16 protein-coding genes are annotated in these 15,824 nt (G+C 67.0%); 5 read left to right on the top strand and 11 right to left on the bottom strand.

Annotated elements, in window-relative coordinates; translation table 11 throughout:
* Window positions 1-40: 40 nt before the first annotated feature.
* From AC3IPP_RS02045 to AC3IPP_RS02025, 5 genes are all read right to left on the bottom strand, one after another.
* Entirely contained in the window at window positions 41-604 is a 564-nt protein-coding gene (locus tag AC3IPP_RS02045) for a methylated-DNA--[protein]-cysteine S-methyltransferase (RefSeq protein ID WP_489150167.1), read from the bottom strand.
* Window positions 573-1,691 carry a bifunctional transcriptional activator/DNA repair enzyme AdaA gene (locus AC3IPP_RS02040; protein ID WP_489150166.1) on the bottom strand — a complete coding sequence of 373 codons (1,119 nt, stop codon included), beginning with the start codon at window positions 1,689-1,691 and terminating at the stop codon, window positions 573-575. The genes AC3IPP_RS02045 and AC3IPP_RS02040 overlap by 32 nt, the downstream gene beginning before the upstream one ends.
* A 72-nt stretch (window positions 1,692-1,763) precedes the next feature.
* Window positions 1,764-2,891, bottom strand: a complete 1,128-nt coding sequence (locus tag AC3IPP_RS02035) for a hypothetical protein (protein ID WP_489150165.1) — start codon at window positions 2,889-2,891, stop codon at window positions 1,764-1,766.
* Window positions 2,892-2,910: 19 nt separating this feature from the next.
* Window positions 2,911-3,210, bottom strand: coding sequence for a PadR family transcriptional regulator (locus AC3IPP_RS02030; protein ID WP_489151025.1), 300 nt, complete (start codon window positions 3,208-3,210; stop codon window positions 2,911-2,913).
* Between the two features lie 176 nt (window positions 3,211-3,386).
* Entirely contained in the window at window positions 3,387-3,710 is a 324-nt protein-coding gene (locus AC3IPP_RS02025; protein WP_489150164.1) for an ArsR/SmtB family transcription factor, read from the bottom strand.
* 52 nt (window positions 3,711-3,762) lie between these two features.
* On the opposite strand from AC3IPP_RS02025, the gene AC3IPP_RS02020 reads away from it, so the two are divergent.
* The 5 genes from AC3IPP_RS02020 to AC3IPP_RS02000 all read left to right on the top strand — a co-directional run bounded on the left by AC3IPP_RS02020 (window position 3,763) and on the right by AC3IPP_RS02000 (window position 8,488).
* The gene (locus AC3IPP_RS02020; protein WP_489150163.1) at window positions 3,763-4,248 is read left to right on the top strand and encodes an SRPBCC domain-containing protein; all 486 of its coding nucleotides are present in this window, start codon (window positions 3,763-3,765) and stop codon (window positions 4,246-4,248) included.
* A gap of 8 nt (window positions 4,249-4,256) precedes the next feature.
* Window positions 4,257-4,619, top strand: coding sequence for a hypothetical protein (locus tag AC3IPP_RS02015; protein WP_489150162.1), 363 nt, complete (start codon window positions 4,257-4,259; stop codon window positions 4,617-4,619).
* A gap of 234 nt (window positions 4,620-4,853) precedes the next feature.
* A complete protein-coding gene (locus AC3IPP_RS02010) occupies window positions 4,854-7,484 on the top strand; it encodes a M14 family metallopeptidase (protein ID WP_489150161.1) in 2,631 nt (876 codons plus the stop codon).
* A gap of 166 nt (window positions 7,485-7,650) precedes the next feature.
* Window positions 7,651-7,860, top strand: a complete 210-nt coding sequence (locus tag AC3IPP_RS02005; RefSeq protein ID WP_489150160.1) for a hypothetical protein — start codon at window positions 7,651-7,653, stop codon at window positions 7,858-7,860.
* 241 nt (window positions 7,861-8,101) lie between these two features.
* Window positions 8,102-8,488, top strand: coding sequence for a hypothetical protein (locus AC3IPP_RS02000; RefSeq protein WP_489150159.1), 387 nt, complete (start codon window positions 8,102-8,104; stop codon window positions 8,486-8,488).
* Here AC3IPP_RS02000 and AC3IPP_RS01995 read toward each other — a convergent pair.
* From AC3IPP_RS01995 to AC3IPP_RS01970, 6 genes are all read right to left on the bottom strand, one after another.
* On the bottom strand, window positions 8,485-9,753 hold the full coding sequence (locus tag AC3IPP_RS01995; RefSeq protein ID WP_489150158.1) for a dicarboxylate/amino acid:cation symporter: 1,269 nt from the start codon (window positions 9,751-9,753) through the stop codon (window positions 8,485-8,487). The genes AC3IPP_RS02000 and AC3IPP_RS01995 overlap by 4 nt on opposite strands.
* Window positions 9,754-9,814: 61 nt before the next feature.
* The gene (locus AC3IPP_RS01990; protein ID WP_489150157.1) at window positions 9,815-10,744 is read right to left on the bottom strand and encodes a DUF6999 family protein; all 930 of its coding nucleotides are present in this window, start codon (window positions 10,742-10,744) and stop codon (window positions 9,815-9,817) included.
* Complete coding sequence (locus tag AC3IPP_RS01985; protein WP_489150156.1) at window positions 10,741-11,481, bottom strand: iron-containing redox enzyme family protein; 741 nt, start codon at window positions 11,479-11,481, stop codon at window positions 10,741-10,743. The genes AC3IPP_RS01990 and AC3IPP_RS01985 overlap by 4 nt, the downstream gene beginning before the upstream one ends.
* The gene (locus AC3IPP_RS01980) at window positions 11,421-12,557 is read right to left on the bottom strand and encodes a beta-ketoacyl-ACP synthase III (RefSeq protein ID WP_489150155.1); all 1,137 of its coding nucleotides are present in this window, start codon (window positions 12,555-12,557) and stop codon (window positions 11,421-11,423) included. The genes AC3IPP_RS01985 and AC3IPP_RS01980 overlap by 61 nt, the downstream gene beginning before the upstream one ends.
* Before the next feature lie 118 nt (window positions 12,558-12,675).
* On the bottom strand, window positions 12,676-14,661 hold the full coding sequence (locus AC3IPP_RS01975; protein WP_489150154.1) for a TonB-dependent receptor: 1,986 nt from the start codon (window positions 14,659-14,661) through the stop codon (window positions 12,676-12,678).
* Window positions 14,613-15,689: a TonB-dependent receptor plug domain-containing protein gene (locus AC3IPP_RS01970; protein ID WP_489150153.1), complete on the bottom strand. Its 1,077-nt coding sequence runs from the start codon at window positions 15,687-15,689 to the stop codon at window positions 14,613-14,615. Before AC3IPP_RS01970 ends, AC3IPP_RS01975 begins: the two co-directional genes overlap by 49 nt.
* Window positions 15,690-15,824: the final 135 nt, after the last annotated feature.

The following is a 15,824-nucleotide window of genomic DNA, read 5'->3' as shown; positions in this document are numbered from 1 at the left end:
CATCAGACTCCAGAAATGAGCGCCGAAAGGGAGGGCGCTGTCAGTCTAGCGCAAACGCCCCTTGCACCGTTCCCTCCTGCGACGCTTCGTGCGCCAGCAGCCACCGTTTGCGCTCCAGCCCGCCCGCATAGCCGGTCAGGGTTCCATTGGCGCCGACGACGCGGTGACAGGGCACGATGACGCCGATCGGATTGGCCCCATTGGCCAAACCCACGGCGCGCACGGCAGCGGGCTTGCCGATGGCGTGGGCCAGTTGGCCATAGCTCCACGTCCGGCCCGCCGGAATGGTCCGCAGCGCCGCCCAGACGGCGCGCTGGAAGTCCGTGCCGCCGGTCTTCACCGGAATGCCGTCCAGCGCCGCCAGGTCGCCGTCGAAATAGGCGGCGATGGCGTTCCGCACGACCTCCGGCGCGCGTCCCAGCGTCAGCCGAACCTCTCCATAGTGGCGGGCCAGCAGCTTCATCATCCGCGCCTCATAGTCGGTGAAGTCGAAGGCGCGCACGGCGCCGGCCGCGTCCACGACCAGCAGCACCTCGCCCACCGGCGTGGCGATACGGTCCAGGGTGAAGGCCTCAGGCTGCGTTTTTGGCTGCGTCTTTTTCATCGTCGTTCTCCATGATTTGCGCGCTGTCGATCCCCGCCTCGCGCAGGTGCAGCACGCCATAGGCCCGCCAGGGCCTCCATCGTTCGGCCCGCCCCGCCAGCCGTTCGTCCTCAAGCCGGTCGCTGGCCATGTCGGCCGCCTCATCCGTCCAGACGCCCGGCAGACGCAGACCTGGCCGCGCCTTCACCAGCGGCGCCAGCATGGGGTCTGCGGACAGATCACGCCGGATCGCCTCAGGGTCGGCCGACAGGTCGAACAGTCGCCGCACCCGCGCCAGCACCCCCGGCAGGGCCTTCAGATCATCCAGCGCCGCCGTGACCGCCAGCCGACCTCCCGCCTCGAACCGGGCCGAGACCTCGCCCGTCGCCCCGTCCGTCGCGGGGATCAAAACACGACGCCAAACCCCGCCCTCGACCGCCTCGCCGTTCGCCTTCAAGGCGGCCAGCATGGCCTCGGCCTCATAGGGCGGACGATAGGGCAGACTCAGCCGCACCCCGCCGTCCCACGGCCGCTCCGCCCGCGCCCTCAGCGCCGACGGCGGTCGCCCGTATAGCGCCTGAAACGTCTCGTTGAAGCGGCGTACGCTGCCGAAGCCGGACGCCATGGCGACCTCGGCCATCGGTAGATCGGTCTGGTGGATCAGGGCCTTGGCCAGCAGGACGCGGCGCGTCTGGGCCACGCTGACCGGGGCGGCGCCCAGATGCTGGCGGAACAGGCGGCGCAGATGCCGCTCGCCCACCCCCAGCCGCGCGGCCAGGGCGTCGACGTCGCCCTCATCCAGCGCCCCCGCCTCGATCAGGTTCAGCGCCCGGCTGACGGTGTTGGAGGTGCCGCGCCACGCCCCCATGTCGGGCGCTGTTTCCGGCCGACAGCGCAGGCAGGCGCGGAAGCCGCCCTCCTCAGCCGCCGCCGCGCTGGCGACGAAGCGCATGTTCTCACGCTTGGGCGTCCGCGCCGGACAGACCGGGCGGCAATAGATTCCGGTGGACTTCACACAGGTGAAGAAGCGCCCGTCGAAGCGCGGGTCGCGCGTCAGGACGGCCCGGTAGCAGGCCTCCTGATCCAGCATGTCGCGGGCGTTTTCCATGCCCGCAACATGCGCCCGCCGCGCCGCCCTGTCTCGCGGTTTTCGGACATGACGGCGCCGCAGCCCGGCAGATCACCCCTCGCGCGTCGTCGCGATCCGCCAGACATAGGTCGCGATATTGACGACGAAGCTGATCGCCATCACCGCGAACACCCAGGTCAGCACCGTACCCAGAGTCAGGGCCGTGCCGTCCAGGTCGCGGCTCGCCTCATTCACCGCGCGCAGGGCGTCCAGATTGATGTTCGTCGCCCCGCCCTCGACGCGGGCGCTCGCCGCGCCCTGGGTCAGGGTGAACCACCAGCCCGCATCGAACAGCCGCCACAGCACCCACAGCGCCGCCCCCGCCAACGGGATCTTCAGCAGCCAGGTCAGCCGCCCCTCGCGTCCTCGGATCAGGCTGACCGCATCCACCGCCATGCCGCCGACGGCCAGGGCCAGGATGGGGCCGTAGAGAGCCGCCCACACCGGCGCCGCCTCGATCCCCACCGCGCCGCTCCTCAAGGAGAACTCGCCCAGGCCTGGAAAGCGGATCACCCCGATCCACCACATCACGAAAACGCCGCCGACGATCAGCGAGGCCAGCGCCTCCAGTCCCGGCTTGTCGTTGACTGTCACGCCCCAGACGCGCGCGCCTTTCGGCAGCCATTCGGCCTTGGCCTTGTCGGTTCCGGCCATCGACGCGCCCCACTTGGCCGGGTCGGCTAGGCCAAAGGCCGACAGGTCGCGCACCCGCCACGTCGTCAGCCAGGTCGGCTTGATGTCGTAATGCTCCATGATCGCCCCGGCCAGGGTCAGCGCCCCCAGCAAGGTCAGAGACCCGGAGAAGAAGCCGTGGAAGGCCTGACTGATCGCCCGCCCGAAATCGGCCGGAGCGCCCAGCACGCTGATCAGCAGCCCCAGCACCTGCACCGCCGCAATAACGATCAGCCCCGCCTTGGCCCCGAACAGCCAATAGGGAAACAGCTCCGGCCCGATCAGGCTGTCCGGCCCCTTGCGATAGCGGGCGGCGACGATCAGGGGATGGCCGATCTCGTGCAGGATCGCCTCCTTCTCCTCGTCCGTCAGCGCCCGGCCCAGCTCCTCCTCGCGCGCCTCGACCCGGCTCAGGATCAGGTCGCGCAGTTCGGCGACGATGTCCTCGCGGTCCTCGGTCGGCAGTTGCGCCGCCACGGCCTCCAGATAGCGTTCGATGATGTCCATCGCGCCCTCTCCCGTCCCTTCAAAGCAGTCGTTCCAGCGAGGCGTTGATGCCGCGCCATTCCTCGGTCAGGGCGGCCAGCATGGCCTCGCCCCCCGGCGACAGGACATAGAAACGCTTCTTGCGCTTCTCCTCCTCGCGCCATTCGCTGGTCAGCAGCCCCTGCCCCTCCAGCCGCCGCAGCAGGGGGTAAAGGGTGGATTCCTCCATCTCCAGCCCGTCCGCCGCCAGCGCCTGCCGCAGGGTGTAGCCGTAGCGTTCGGTCCGCAGACAGGCGAGCACCGCCAGGACCAGCGTCCCGCGCCGCAGCTCCAGCCGCATCGTCTCGAACAGTTCCCGGTCCACGTCGCCGCCTCACTCGTCGCCACATAGTGTATGGTACACAGTATATGCGACATACTGTACGACACTGTCAACGATCTTCGCTCGCCTGGTGGGCGGCGGCGCTGGGCGCAGCGCGGGCGCAGGTCGCCGGTTAAGGCAGATCGTCTCAGGCCCTAGCTTTCCAGGTCGTGCTTCAGTCGGTCGATCAAGGACAGGGCGTGACCGGCGTATTCGCTGATCCAGCGGTCATGGATGCGCTTGATCGGCAGGGCGTCGAGGTGGTTCCACCGCTCGCGCCCTTCCCTTCGCGCCACCACCAGACCTGCGCCTTCCAGCACCTTCAGATGCTGCATCACGGTGCAGCGGTCCATGTCGTCGAAACGCTCGCACAGCCCGCCGGTGGTGACTGGACCTTCCTTCAGGCAGTCCAGCATCTGCCGACGGCGAGCATGGGCCAATGCCTTGAAAACACGGTCGTCTTCGGTCTCGTTTGACATGTTATTTTTTTATAACATAAAATAGGCTCCCGCAAGCACGAAGGGGTCGGACATGTCCTTGGGTTTCACCGTTTCAGGACGCATCGCCAAGCCGCCTCCCGAGGTCTTCGACGCCGTCGTCAATCCGACCAAGCTGAGCCGCTATTTCACCATCTTGGGCGGCGCCAGCGCGCCGCTGACGCCCGGCGCCGTCGTCACCTGGTGGGGTTCTGTCCCCGTGGAAGTCGATGAGGTCACGCCCGATCAGCGCATCGTGCTGCGCTGGGATGCGGAAACGGCTGACGGACACCCCGCCTTCAAGACCCGCATCGTCATGGATTTCGAGCCGCTGGACGACGGCTCCACCTTCGTCACGATCGCCGAGTCAGGCTGGGCCGACGACGCCGCCGGGAAGAAGGCCTCATTCGCCAACTGCGAGGGCTGGGCGGCCATGCTGTCGGCGATGAAGGCCTGGCTCGAATATGGGATCAACCTGCGCGAGGGCTTCTATCCCTCCGAGATGCGCGGCGCCCTTCCCACCAGCGACAACCGGAAGTGAGGCTCCCCATGACCATCAAGATTGAAGGCGGAGTCAACATCGCCATGAAGGTGCCGAGCCACCAGCATCAGGCCGTCGTCGCCTTCTATCGCGACGTCGTCGGGCTTGAGAGCATCCCCGAAAAGGCGCCGGCGGTCGGCTTCAAGCTCGGCCCGAACCAGCTCTGGATCGACGCGTCGGAGACCCTGACCCAGGCCGAGGTCTGGCTCGAACTGTTCAGCCCGGACCACAGCGCCGCCCTGCGGCGGCTAGAGGACGGCGGCGCCGTCCGCTGTGACCCGATCGAGCCGCTGGGCGAGGCGTTTCGCGGCGGCTGGATCATGAACCCCGCAAACATCGTTCACATGGTTCGCGAACCCGACGCCTGGTGATCTCCGCAAGACATCGACCCGTTCGCCATAAGGCCGCACCCGCTATCGCCGGTGAAAGGGCCTCGCGGCGATTGCGCCGCGCGTGCGTTTTCCATCCAGCCCTTGCTGACCCAAGCCCCCAACCTGATCTCCGTCGCGTTCCGGCGCAAAACCCAAAGAAATGACGGCGCGACGCCGCTTCCCTTCGCCTCGGCTCCACGGTTAAGGTCGGCGCTCCGTAGGGGGAGTATTCTCATGCCGTATCGTCGCCGCGCCGCCTGTTCTCTGCTGGCGCTCAGCCTGGCCCTGGGCGCCGCGCCCGCGCTGGCGCAACAGAATCCGCCCGAACTTCTGGCCGTCGTCGGCCACGACAGCGGCGAGCGCATCACCCGCTCGGCCGACGTGCGCCGCTATTTCGAGGCGCTACGGACCGCCAATCCCGACCGCATGGTCATGGGCGACTACGCCCAGTCGTGGGAAGGCCGCCCCCTGTTCTGGGCCGCCGTCGGATCGCCGCGCAACATCGCCCGGCTGGACGCCGTCAAGGCCGCGACCAACGCCCTGGCCGACCCGCGCAAGACCTCGCCCGAACAGGCCCGCGCCCTGATCAACGACACCCCCGCCGTCGTCTGGATGGCCTATTCCGTCCACGGCAATGAGATCAGCCCCGCCGACGCCGCCCTGATCGCCGCGCGCCGCCTGACCGACGGCCTCGACGCCGAGGCGCAGGGCTGGCTGGAGAACGTCGTGGTCGTCTTCGTCCCGACCCAGAACCCCGACGGACGCGAACGCTTCATCAACAGCTTCGAAGCCGGTCTGGGCGCCCAGCCCAACGGCGATCCCCTATCGGCCGAGCGGGCCGAGCCGTGGCCGTCCGGCCGCTTCAACCACAATCTGTTCGACCTGAACCGCGACTGGTTCATCCAGTCCCAGCCGGAGACGCAAGGCCACTCAGCCCTGATCCGCGAATGGCGCCCGCAAGTGGTGGTCGATTCCCACGAGATGGGCACCGACTCCAGCTTCTTCTTCCCGCCCGAAGCCCAGCCGCTGAACCCGTGGATCTATCCGCCGATCCTGGACGCGCGCGAACGGTTCGGCCGCAACACCGCCGAGCGCTTCGACCAGGCCGGGCTGGACTATTTCACGCGCGAGACGTTCGACGCCTTCTATCCCGGCTACGGCGACGGCTGGCCCGCCTATTTCGGCGCCGTCTCCATGACCTATGAGCAGGGCTCGTCGCGCGGCCTTCTGGCGCGTCGCTCATCGGGCGAGATGCTGACCTACGCCGACACGGTTCAAGGCCACCTGACCGCCACCCTGTCGACCATCGAGACCGCCGCCCGCGACCGCGAAAAGCTGCTCAGCGACTTCTACGCCTTCCACCGCGACGGCATTGCGGGCGGGCGCGGCGCCTATGTCCTGTCGCGCTCCGCCGCCGCCGACCCGGCCGCCGCCGACAAGCTGGCGGGCCTGCTGGTCCGTTCGGGGCTGGAGGTCGGGCGCGCGACCGCATCCTTCTCCGCCTGCGGCCAGAGCTATCAGGCGGGTGACTACGTGGTGAACCTGGCCCAGCCCCAGCGCCGCATGGCCGAGACCCTGCTGGCCAAGGACGTGCCGCTGGACCCCAAATTCCTCGCCGAACAGGAAGCTCGCCGCGCGCGTGGTCTGGGCGATGAGATCTACGATCTGACCGGCTGGTCCCTGCCGCTTCTGTTCAATGTGCCGAGCCAGCGCTGCACCGGCGCTCCGTCGGTCCAGACGGCCGCCGTCGGCCCCGAACTGATCCGCCCCGCCGCCGTGGCCTCGGGCGACGCGGCCTATGGCTACGCCATCCATCCGGGCACGGCGGGGATGCGTTTCCTGACCGCCGCCCTGACCGACAAGCTACCGGTCCGCTCGGTCGAGGAGCCCTTCACCCTGGACGGCCGCGCCTATCCCGGCGGGACCTTCATCGTGCCGCGCGCCGGGTCGCCCGCCGATCTGGACGAGCGCGTCCGTCGTCTGGCCGCCGGCAGCGGCGCCCAGGTGACGCCGCTGGCCACCTCGTGGGTCTCCAGCGGCCCCAGCGTCGGCTCGGACAAGGCCACCGTCATCGCCGCCCCGCGCGTCGCCATGGCCTGGGACGACCCGACCGAGCCGGAATCGGCCGGCTCCATCCGCCATGTGCTGGAGCGCGAATACGGCTGGCCGGTCACGGCCGTCCGCACCCGTCGCCTGGCGAACGCCGACCTGTCCCGCTACCAGGTGCTGATCCTGCCGTCGGGCGGAAACTATGAGCAAATCCTGGGCGAGAGCGGCGTCGCCAACCTGCGCGCCTGGGTCCAGGCGGGGGGCGTCCTGATCGGCGTCGGCTCGGCCAGCCGCCTGCTGACCGACCCCGACTCCAAGCTGCTGGAAAGCCGCCGCGAGAGCGCCGCCTCCGGCGACGGCGACAAGGATGAGAAGGATGGCGGCAGCGAAATCTCCACCGACGCCGAATACCTGGCCCTGACCGGCCACCACGGCGGCGCCCCCGATCCGGTCGCCGGCGTCCTGGCCAGCGCCGTGGTCGACAACGAGCACTGGCTGGGCGCGGGCGTCGCCCCGACGCTCAGCGTCATGGTGCGCGGCTCGGACATCTACACCCCGCTGGCCCGCGACCAGGGGACCAACGTCGTGCGCCTGGCCGGGCCGGATCAGGTGCTCGCGTCCGGCCAGCTTTGGGCCGAGAACCGTCGTCAGCTGGCCTACAAGCCCGTCGCCATGGCCTCTGAAGTCGGTCGCGGCCAGGTCGTCGCCTTCACCCAGGACGTGACGATGCGCGCCTTCCTGGAAGGGCTGAAGCCGCTGTTCCTGAACGCCGTCTTCCGCGGGCCGGCGCATACGTCAGGGACGAAGGGGAACTGACCTAGCGCCTCCCTTTAAAGAGAAGCCGAACAGATAAGGGCTGCGGGACGCCAGGTCTCGCAGCTCTTTTTCATAGGCCGCCCGCCGTCGCCGAAAGCCTCAAGGGGCTTTGACACCCGCGCCCGCACAGGCTTTGCTGCCTCCACCAGCAGGGAGCCGACCACGCATGCCCATCCAGACGCCGCGACCGCCTGCCGATGACGGCGATTGGACCCTGCTGCAAAGCCGGATCGACCGCAGCTTCTGGCAGTGGGATCGCCGCCGCGAGCCAAGCGCGCCCGTCACCAGCCGCTTCGTCATCCTGCGCCCGCCCGAACGTCTCGACTACGACACCTTCGACGAGGCCGAAGCCATGTTCGAAGCGATGGAGGAGTAAACCCATTCGCCGCTCATCCCTGCTTGCCGCGCCCCTTCTTTTGCTCGGCGCCTGCGCCTCCAGCATCGGAGGTCTTCCTGCGCAATGGCAGGGCAGCGGACCGCCTGTCGTCACGGCCTCCGCTGGGCCCTGCCCTTCGCTCGAAGGCGCATATTGGTCGGATGGACATGAACTGACGGCCGCGGCGGGCCCGGCGATCCTTCAGCATGTTCTCGGACATGACCTGGGCCTGACGGAACTCTTGCCCAGAGACGGCTCGCTGGACACGACCACGGCCTTTTCACGCGAGGGCGACGACTGGCGGGTGTGGGATCTTCATGGCGAAGCCCGGCTCGCGATCGACGGGCGGCCGTCGTTGCTGGATCGCAACTGGTCGGCGCACGGCTCACGCATCGCCGGATGTGCGGACGGGCGCCTGTGGATCGGTCTCAGCAGCGCCCGTACTCAGTATGAAAGCATGACCCAAACCCGCGCTCTGGGCGTCCCGTCGCTCGCTCCGGACGGCAATCTGCTGGTCGAGGTGCGTACGGAGCGTCGCCATTACGGCCTGCTGCCCTGGCCGTCCGTCCAGCGGCGCTCCGCGCGCTACAGCTTCGCTCCTGCCACCGCCCCTACCTCCGTCTCCTAGACGTCTTCACGCTGGACGTCTCCGCCCTGAACGATGCGGACCACGGCCAGGTCGGCGGTGACGTTGCCCAGGGTGCGGAAGATGTCGGGCACGACCTCGACCGCCAGCAACAAGGGCAGCAGCTCCAGCGGCACGCCCATGGCGATGCAGATCGGGGCGATGGAGGCGAAGAAGCTGGCCTGACCGGGCAGGCCCACCGTACCGATCGAGATCAGCACCGCCGTCAGCATGGCGGCCAGCAGCTGCCCCGCCGAAGGCTCCAGCCCGAACAGATGGGCGCAATAGATGGCGACGCCCAGATTGGCGACCGGGCTGGTGATGCGGAACACCGCCACCGCCAGCGGCAGAACCAGCCCCGCCGTCGACCGCTTGACGCCCAGTTCATCGACCGCCCGCTCGACCATGACCGGCAGGCTGGCCAGCGACGACTGGGTGGAGAAGGCCACCACCTGCGCCGGGGCCGCCGCCCGCGCGAACCGACCCAGGCTCACCCGGCCGAAGATCACCGCCAGCGGATAGAAGATCAGGCCGATGCCGATGCAGGCGATGGAGATCAGCGCCACATAGTGCAGCAGCACGCCCGCCGCGCTGGCCCCCGCCGTCAGCCCCACGCCAATCGACAGGGCGAAGACGCCCAGCGGCGCCGCCTTCAGCACCCAGCGGACGATGACGATCATCGTCTCGCCGACCGCCTCGAAGAAGGTGATCAGCGGAACCCGCAGGCGATCCGGCAGCCCCGAGGCCGCAAAGCCGAAGAAGACCGCGAACACCACCATGCCCAGGATGGCGTCCTCGGCCGCCGCCCGGATCGGGTTGGCGGGGGCGATGGTCTTCAGGAACTCGCTGAACGGCGCGCCCGCGCCCAATCCTTCGGCGCCTTCGGGCTTGATCGCCAGCAGCAGGCGCGCGCCTTCCGGCTCGATCGGCCAAAGGGCGTGCAGGCCATAGGCCGCCGCCACGGCGTAAATCGTTGCGAAGACGATCAGCCCCCCGAACCACGACACCGCCTTCAGCGCCAGCCGCCCTGTCCGCGCCGCATCGGCGATGGAGGCGATGCCCGTCACCAGCAGGCTGAACACCAGCGGGATGATCGTCATCCGCAGCGCATTCAGCCACAGCTGGCCCAGCGCCTGGATGAAATCCGCCGTGACATGGCCGCCCGGCAGGCCCCACTTCTGCGCCGCCGCCCCGGCCAGCAGGCCCAGCACAAGCGACAGCAGCACCAAGGTGCTGAGAGAGGTCAGAAGAGAACGCGCCGATTTCATATTGGCCACGCTAGCAGCCGCCGCGCCGCGCGCCAGCGGAAATCAGCGCACGCCTCACGCCCTACTTCGGCGCGCCCGAGTTGGCCGGGTCCAGCGGCAGGCCCGCCGCCTGGCGCGCCTTCATCACCCGCAGCCAGCCGTGCATGGCCTCTGAATCCAGCCCGTGCATCATCAGCCGATAACCCGCCTGCAGCGTCGACAGCGCCACCAGCGGATGGCCGTTCTTGACGAAGGCCATGTGGTAGCTCGTGCCCAGAATGCGGGCGATGTAGATGGCCATCACCTCATCCAGCTGCAGCGAACTGGACGCCCGCACGAAGTCGTCGCGCGGCAGCATCAGGGCGTAGATCGGCGTGTAGAACTCCACCGCCGTCTGCACGTCGACGAAGTTGTGCCATTTGCGCGGAAACTCCTCGAACGGCGGGAATTCGTCAGAGATCATGGAGAAGTCGATGCGCTCGGGGGGCGTCAACTCGCGCCCCTCGGCGCGCAGCACGGCGTTCATCTCGATGACGAAGTTGAAGATGTTCAGGTCGTGCTGAAGGAACAGGTCCGGCTCGATGTCCTTCAACCGCGTCGGCGTCAGCGGCCACTTGGTCACCTTGTCGCCCACGCCCGCGTTCTCGCGCACGAAGGCCGTCAGCTCAGACCCGACATGAAAGTGGCGCAGGATCACCCGATTGCCCTCGGGCGTCACAAAGGTCCGCAGCCCCCAGTGGATGGTCTTGTGCAGCAGGCCGTTCAGGTTTGGATATTTGGGCGAAATAACCCGCAGCACCTTCACCAGACAGAAGAACAGAAACACCAACGGCCGCGCCACCGGGAACAGCCAGCGCCGCGAGCGCGACCGCGCATCCAGCAACAGGTCGCGCTTGGCCGCGTCGTCGATCGGCAGGCTGTGATCCAGATACAGCGCCATCCACGGATCGGGATCCTTGGGGTCGAACCGCGCGGGGTCGAATGGATCCTCGTGCGGCTTGTAGTATCTCACGCCGCGATCTCCTCGATCTGCAGGGCGTAGAGGCGGGCCGTCACCTTGGCCGTGGTGACGATGCGTTCGGCGATGAAGGGATCGGGCAGGACCATGCCCAACATCTCCTCGAACTCCTTCATGTGCTCGGCGTCGTTGTCGCCGTGATACAGCAGGAAGCGCACCGCCACGTCGGGCAGCTCCAGCCGCTCCTGCACCTTCAGGCCCCACGGCTTGGCCTTGATCGAGCCCAGCCCCTCAATGACGAACATGGCGCCCAGCAGGCCGAAGGGATCGGGCTTTGACGCCTCATGGAACATCCAGGCCGACAGGGCCTCGGACCCGACGTTCTTCGGCGCCGACTGAATGTCCTCCAGCGCCCCGCCCGCCGCCACGAAGTCGGCCTCCAGCAGGCGGAAGTCGCGATGCTCCGTCACCGCATGGCGCATCAGGGTCGAGCGCAGTTCCAGATGATCCTCGCCGATGTTCGACGCCGCCCGGCTCATCCACAGCGCCCCGTCCTTCACCTGCTGGCGCAGGTTGATCAGGAAGGCGTGGTAGTCGGCGACCTCGAACCGTCCGCGCGTCAGCTTGCGGATCAGCGGCGTCGCTTCCAGCCGCTGCTCGAAATCGGCGAAGACCACCGCCAGCTTCCGTAGGGTATCGGCCACCGCCGCCTCGGCCAATTGTTCCGCCATCACACAATCTCCAGCATCATGAAGCCGATCATCGCCCGCCCGCTCTCGGGCACGATGCACAGCACCTTGTCTCCACGCTTTCCGCGTCCCGACTTCAGGAAGGCGTCCAGCATGACCCAGATCGAGGCCGAGCCGACATTGCCGCTGTCGGGCAAGGTCGTGAACCACTTCTCCTCCGGGATCATGGCCGCCGTGCTTTCCAGCAGGCCGACGATCTCCTGACGCAGCGACCGCGCGGAGTAGTGGCACAGCAGATGGTCGACCTCATCCGGGACGATCCGCCCGGCGTCCACCTTCTCCAGCCAGACGCCGATCCAGGCGCGAATGACGATCTTCAGCAGTTCGAAGTCCTGCAACAAGGCCACCGCCCCCGCCGCGTGGGCCGCCGCCGGTCCGGCGTGGCTCCAGGCGCTGGTCATGTCGGCGCGCGCTTCGGGCGTCGATCCGGCCCACATGCAGGGATCGAAACGCCCGGCCAGCGAGGTCATGTCGATCCACTCGACCTTCAGGCTCAGACCGTCGGGCTTCGGCCTCGGCTCCATCACCACGGCGCCCGCCCCGTCCGACAGGGTGAAGCGCAGGAAGTCCGCCTCGATCCGCGCCCGCCCCTTCTCATCCACCAGCGCCGTGCCCTCATAGAAGTGGGGCCGGAACCAGCGTGAGGAAAACTCGCCTGCACAGGCGGCGGCCACATCCGCCTCGCCCGCGCGCACGCTCAACCACGCCCCCTTGGCCGCCATCAGGGCGCTGGCGCAGACGGACTGGTAGCTGAACGCCTCCAGCGGCCCCGCGCCCAGTTCGGCCTGAACCGCGCTGGCGTGGCCGGGCACCAGATAGTCGCCCTGCGTGGCCGCCGCGCCCAGATGCTGCAGATCGCCGAGGCTCAGCCCCGCCTCATCCAGCGCCGTCCGCACCGCCTCGGCGCACATGGAGGCGTTGGAGTGCAGCGGAGCGCCGTCGGCGTTCAGGGCGTAATGCCGCCCCTCGATCCCGTTCCAGCGCAGGGCGCGTCGCCCGACGGCGGACGGCCGCCCGCCGATGCGGCCGATGAAGTCCTCCATCCGATCGTTGCCGATCCGTTCGCCGGGCAGGATAGCGCCGGTCCCGGTGATGAAGACGTCGCGAAGCTCACTCATGGCGCGGAGCTTGGCGACCCGCCCCGCTTCGCACAACCCAGAAACTGCCGTTTCAAAAGCAGAAAGGGCGGCGGACCGAAGCCCGCCGCCCTCTCCTCAACCTGAAATCAGGTCAGGCTTAGAAGGACTTCGTGAGGTTCACGAAGGCCGTCCGGCCCAGGTAGTCGTAGCCCGAGTACAGCGGGGCGTTGCCGACCCGGTTGTTCACGCCGGCCGAGATCGTGGGCGGATCTTCGTTCAGCAGGTTGCGGACGCCGGCCGTGACGGTCCAGCCGTCAGCCGTGTACTGAACTGAAGCGTTGTGCTGCCAGTAGTCGCCGACTTCCAGGTCGTAGATGCTCGTGGCCGGATCTTCCTCGTAGTAGGTGTAGGATTCCATGCCCTTGACCCACTCGACGCCGTAGCGCACGCGCCACTTGTCCCACGCATAGGACAGATCAGCCGTGCCGGTGAACTCCGGATTGTCGATCATGCCGAGGTAGTCTTCCAGCGGGTCATCCTCGAACAGCTTGTTCGAGATTTCCGTGTACTGGGTGACGCCCAGGTTGAACAGCGCCGTGCCGGGACCGACATCCTTGCGGTAACGCAGGGTGTAATCTAGGCCCTTCACCGTGTCCGTCGCCAGGTTGACGTAGCTGTCATGGACCGTCAGCTGGCCATTGGCGGCGTCACGCTCGACCAGACGGCAGAAACCGACATCGTTTTTGAAGTCTTCCGGGCGCGAGTCGTAGCAGCGCGTCAGAATCTGGGTGGTGCCCGTACGGGAGACACCGTTCTTCACTTCGATCTCATAGTAGTCGACGGCGAAAGCCAGATCGCCCCAAGCCTCAGGTAGACGCGGCTGGAGAACGACGCCGACCGTCATGTTCGTCGAAGTTTCCGCCGCTAGGCCAGCTTCGGCTCCGCCGGCAGTAATGACTTCAACGCTGGTGGTCGACTGCCAGGTGGTCGGCAAGCCCTCAGCCACGCAGTTCAGGTAGCGGTTCGAAGCCTCATCCTGGGAACCGTAGTTGTTGCAGCGGTCGAGCGTGTTCGACTGATAGCCGGTCGTAGCGCCGACGAACTGCTCGAACAGCGCAGGAGCGCGGTAGGAGGTGCCGTAGGAACCGCGGAAGGTCACTCCGTCAACAGGTTGGTAAACCAGGCCGACCTTATAGGTCGTGTCATCGCCATAGGAATCGTAGTCCGTATAACGGAACGATCCGTTCAGCGTCAGTTCCTTGGCGAAGGGCTGATCACGCAGCAGCGGGACTTCGACTTCACCAAAGACTTCCCAAACCGAGTCGCTGCCGCGCGTGATGGCGGAGGTCGAGTAGTTATAGGTGTTGCCGATCTGCGAATCGAGAGCGGGGGTGTCGTCAATTTCCGACTCGCGCCATTCCGCGCCGAAGAAAGCCATAACCTGACCAGCCGGCAGGCTGAACAGAGGACCATCGATGCCCAGGCTGACAATCTTCTCTTCGTACTCGGTCACACCCGTCACCGGACGGAACACATAGTCGACCCAGTCCTTCGGCAGGACGCCGCCGATGGTTTGAGTGCTCAGAGCCGGAGCCGCGACACAGCCCGGGTTCGATGCCAGTTCACGGCATTGGAAGCCACCGGCGCCATTGCTGACAACGTCCAGGCTCTCCGACAGACGGTCCGTCAGGAATTGCTGGCTGGTGTATTCCGAACGCGACTTGGAATAGCTGGCCGACAGGTCATAGCGCCATTCCGAGATGAAGAAGTCACCCTTGATGCCGCCCACGTAGCGGTTGAAGGACTGTTCCTGATGGGAGCGGTCATTGCCGAAACCGATGAAGGCGCGGACACCCACGTCCTTATCCTTGCTCAGGCCCTGATCAGCGAAAGCCGTGCTCCAGGCGAGGCTCGACGGAATCAGCGGCGATCCCTTGGCGTAATCCAGCGCCAGTTGGCGGTAGCCCGTCTGCGAAGACTCCCGCTTATTGTAAAGGAATTCGCCGTAAACCTCGGCGTTGCCGAGGGCATTAAGCTGATAACCGCCTTCACCATAGATGGTCGTGATCTCGACCGGCGAAATCAGCGACTCGTTCAGCATCCGATCGTCGAAAGTGTCGCGGATGTTGCTGTCCAGAGCCACGCGCTTGCTCGGATCATCAGGAAAAACGGGTTCTGATAGGAACCACCCACACCTTCAAAACCGACCAGCCCGCTGGTCACGCCCGCGTTCGGACGCCAACGGTTGTAGGTGACGCCGTTAGCCAGAGCGATGTCCGGCACGCCCGCGGCGCCGACGCCGGCCATTGTGCCGGTGCCGATCGAATTGATAGCCGAGCCGTTCGAACCCGTCGTGGTGATCGGGTAGCACTTCGACTTGCCGGTCAGCGGATCGATGAAATCATTGCCGAAGCGGAAGCCGTCGGTCTGGCAGCGCGTGAACTCGCGGTCGCGCAGGGTCAGCTCGTCGCGCTCATAGCGTTCGATCGAGCCGGCGGCGCGCCAGCGGTCGCCACGGGCGCCGGCCGTCAGCGACAAACGGGTCGAACCGCCGTTGCCGTTGGCTTCCAGCGGCTCGTTGCGCTGGGCTTCGAAGATCAGGCCTTCGAAATTCTTGCGGGTCTGGATGTTGACCACGCCGGCCACGGCGTCCGAGCCGTACACCGACGAGGCGCCGTCGCGCAGGACTTCGACGCGGTCGATCATGGCGGTCGGCAGCACGTTCAGGTCGGCCGAGCCGACCGAGCCGCGCGAACCGGCGGGCGAGACGCGACGGCCGTTCAGCAGCACCAGGGTGCGGCTCGGGCCCATGCCGCGCAGGCCGATGGTGTTGGCGCCGGGACCGCCGTTGGTGACGTAGCCGCCGTAAGAGCTGTTGATCTGCGAGGTGCCGCCCGTGACGGCCGTGCTCTGCAGCGCCTCCGTGGTCGAAGCGAAGCCTTGCAGCGTCGCTTCTTCGCGCGTCACGACCTGAGTGGGCGAAGGCGCGTTATAGTTGTCGCGACGGATGCGCGAGCCGACGACGACGATTTCGTCGACTTGGGTCGCTTCCTGGTCAGTATTCGAAGCGCTTTGAGCGAGCGCCGTCCCCGGAATAAGCATGGCCATCGACAGTGCAGCAGCGCCAGCCGCCATCGTCGTGCCCAGCAGGTAGTCTTTACGAGTGCGCATAAGCCTCTGTGTACCTGTTAATTGTTACTGAACATCACGTCGTTCTATGAACGACGCTGAAAACCAATGTTCGTCATTACGCTTCTTGGCTGGTTCAATGGCTATGGCTGGCTCGTCACAGCATCAACCTATTTC

The sequence above is a fragment of the Brevundimonas sp. KH_060 genome (assembly GCF_057838275.1).
The sequence above is the reverse complement of the archived record's forward strand: the minus strand, read 5'-3'. Positions and strand labels throughout refer to the sequence as shown.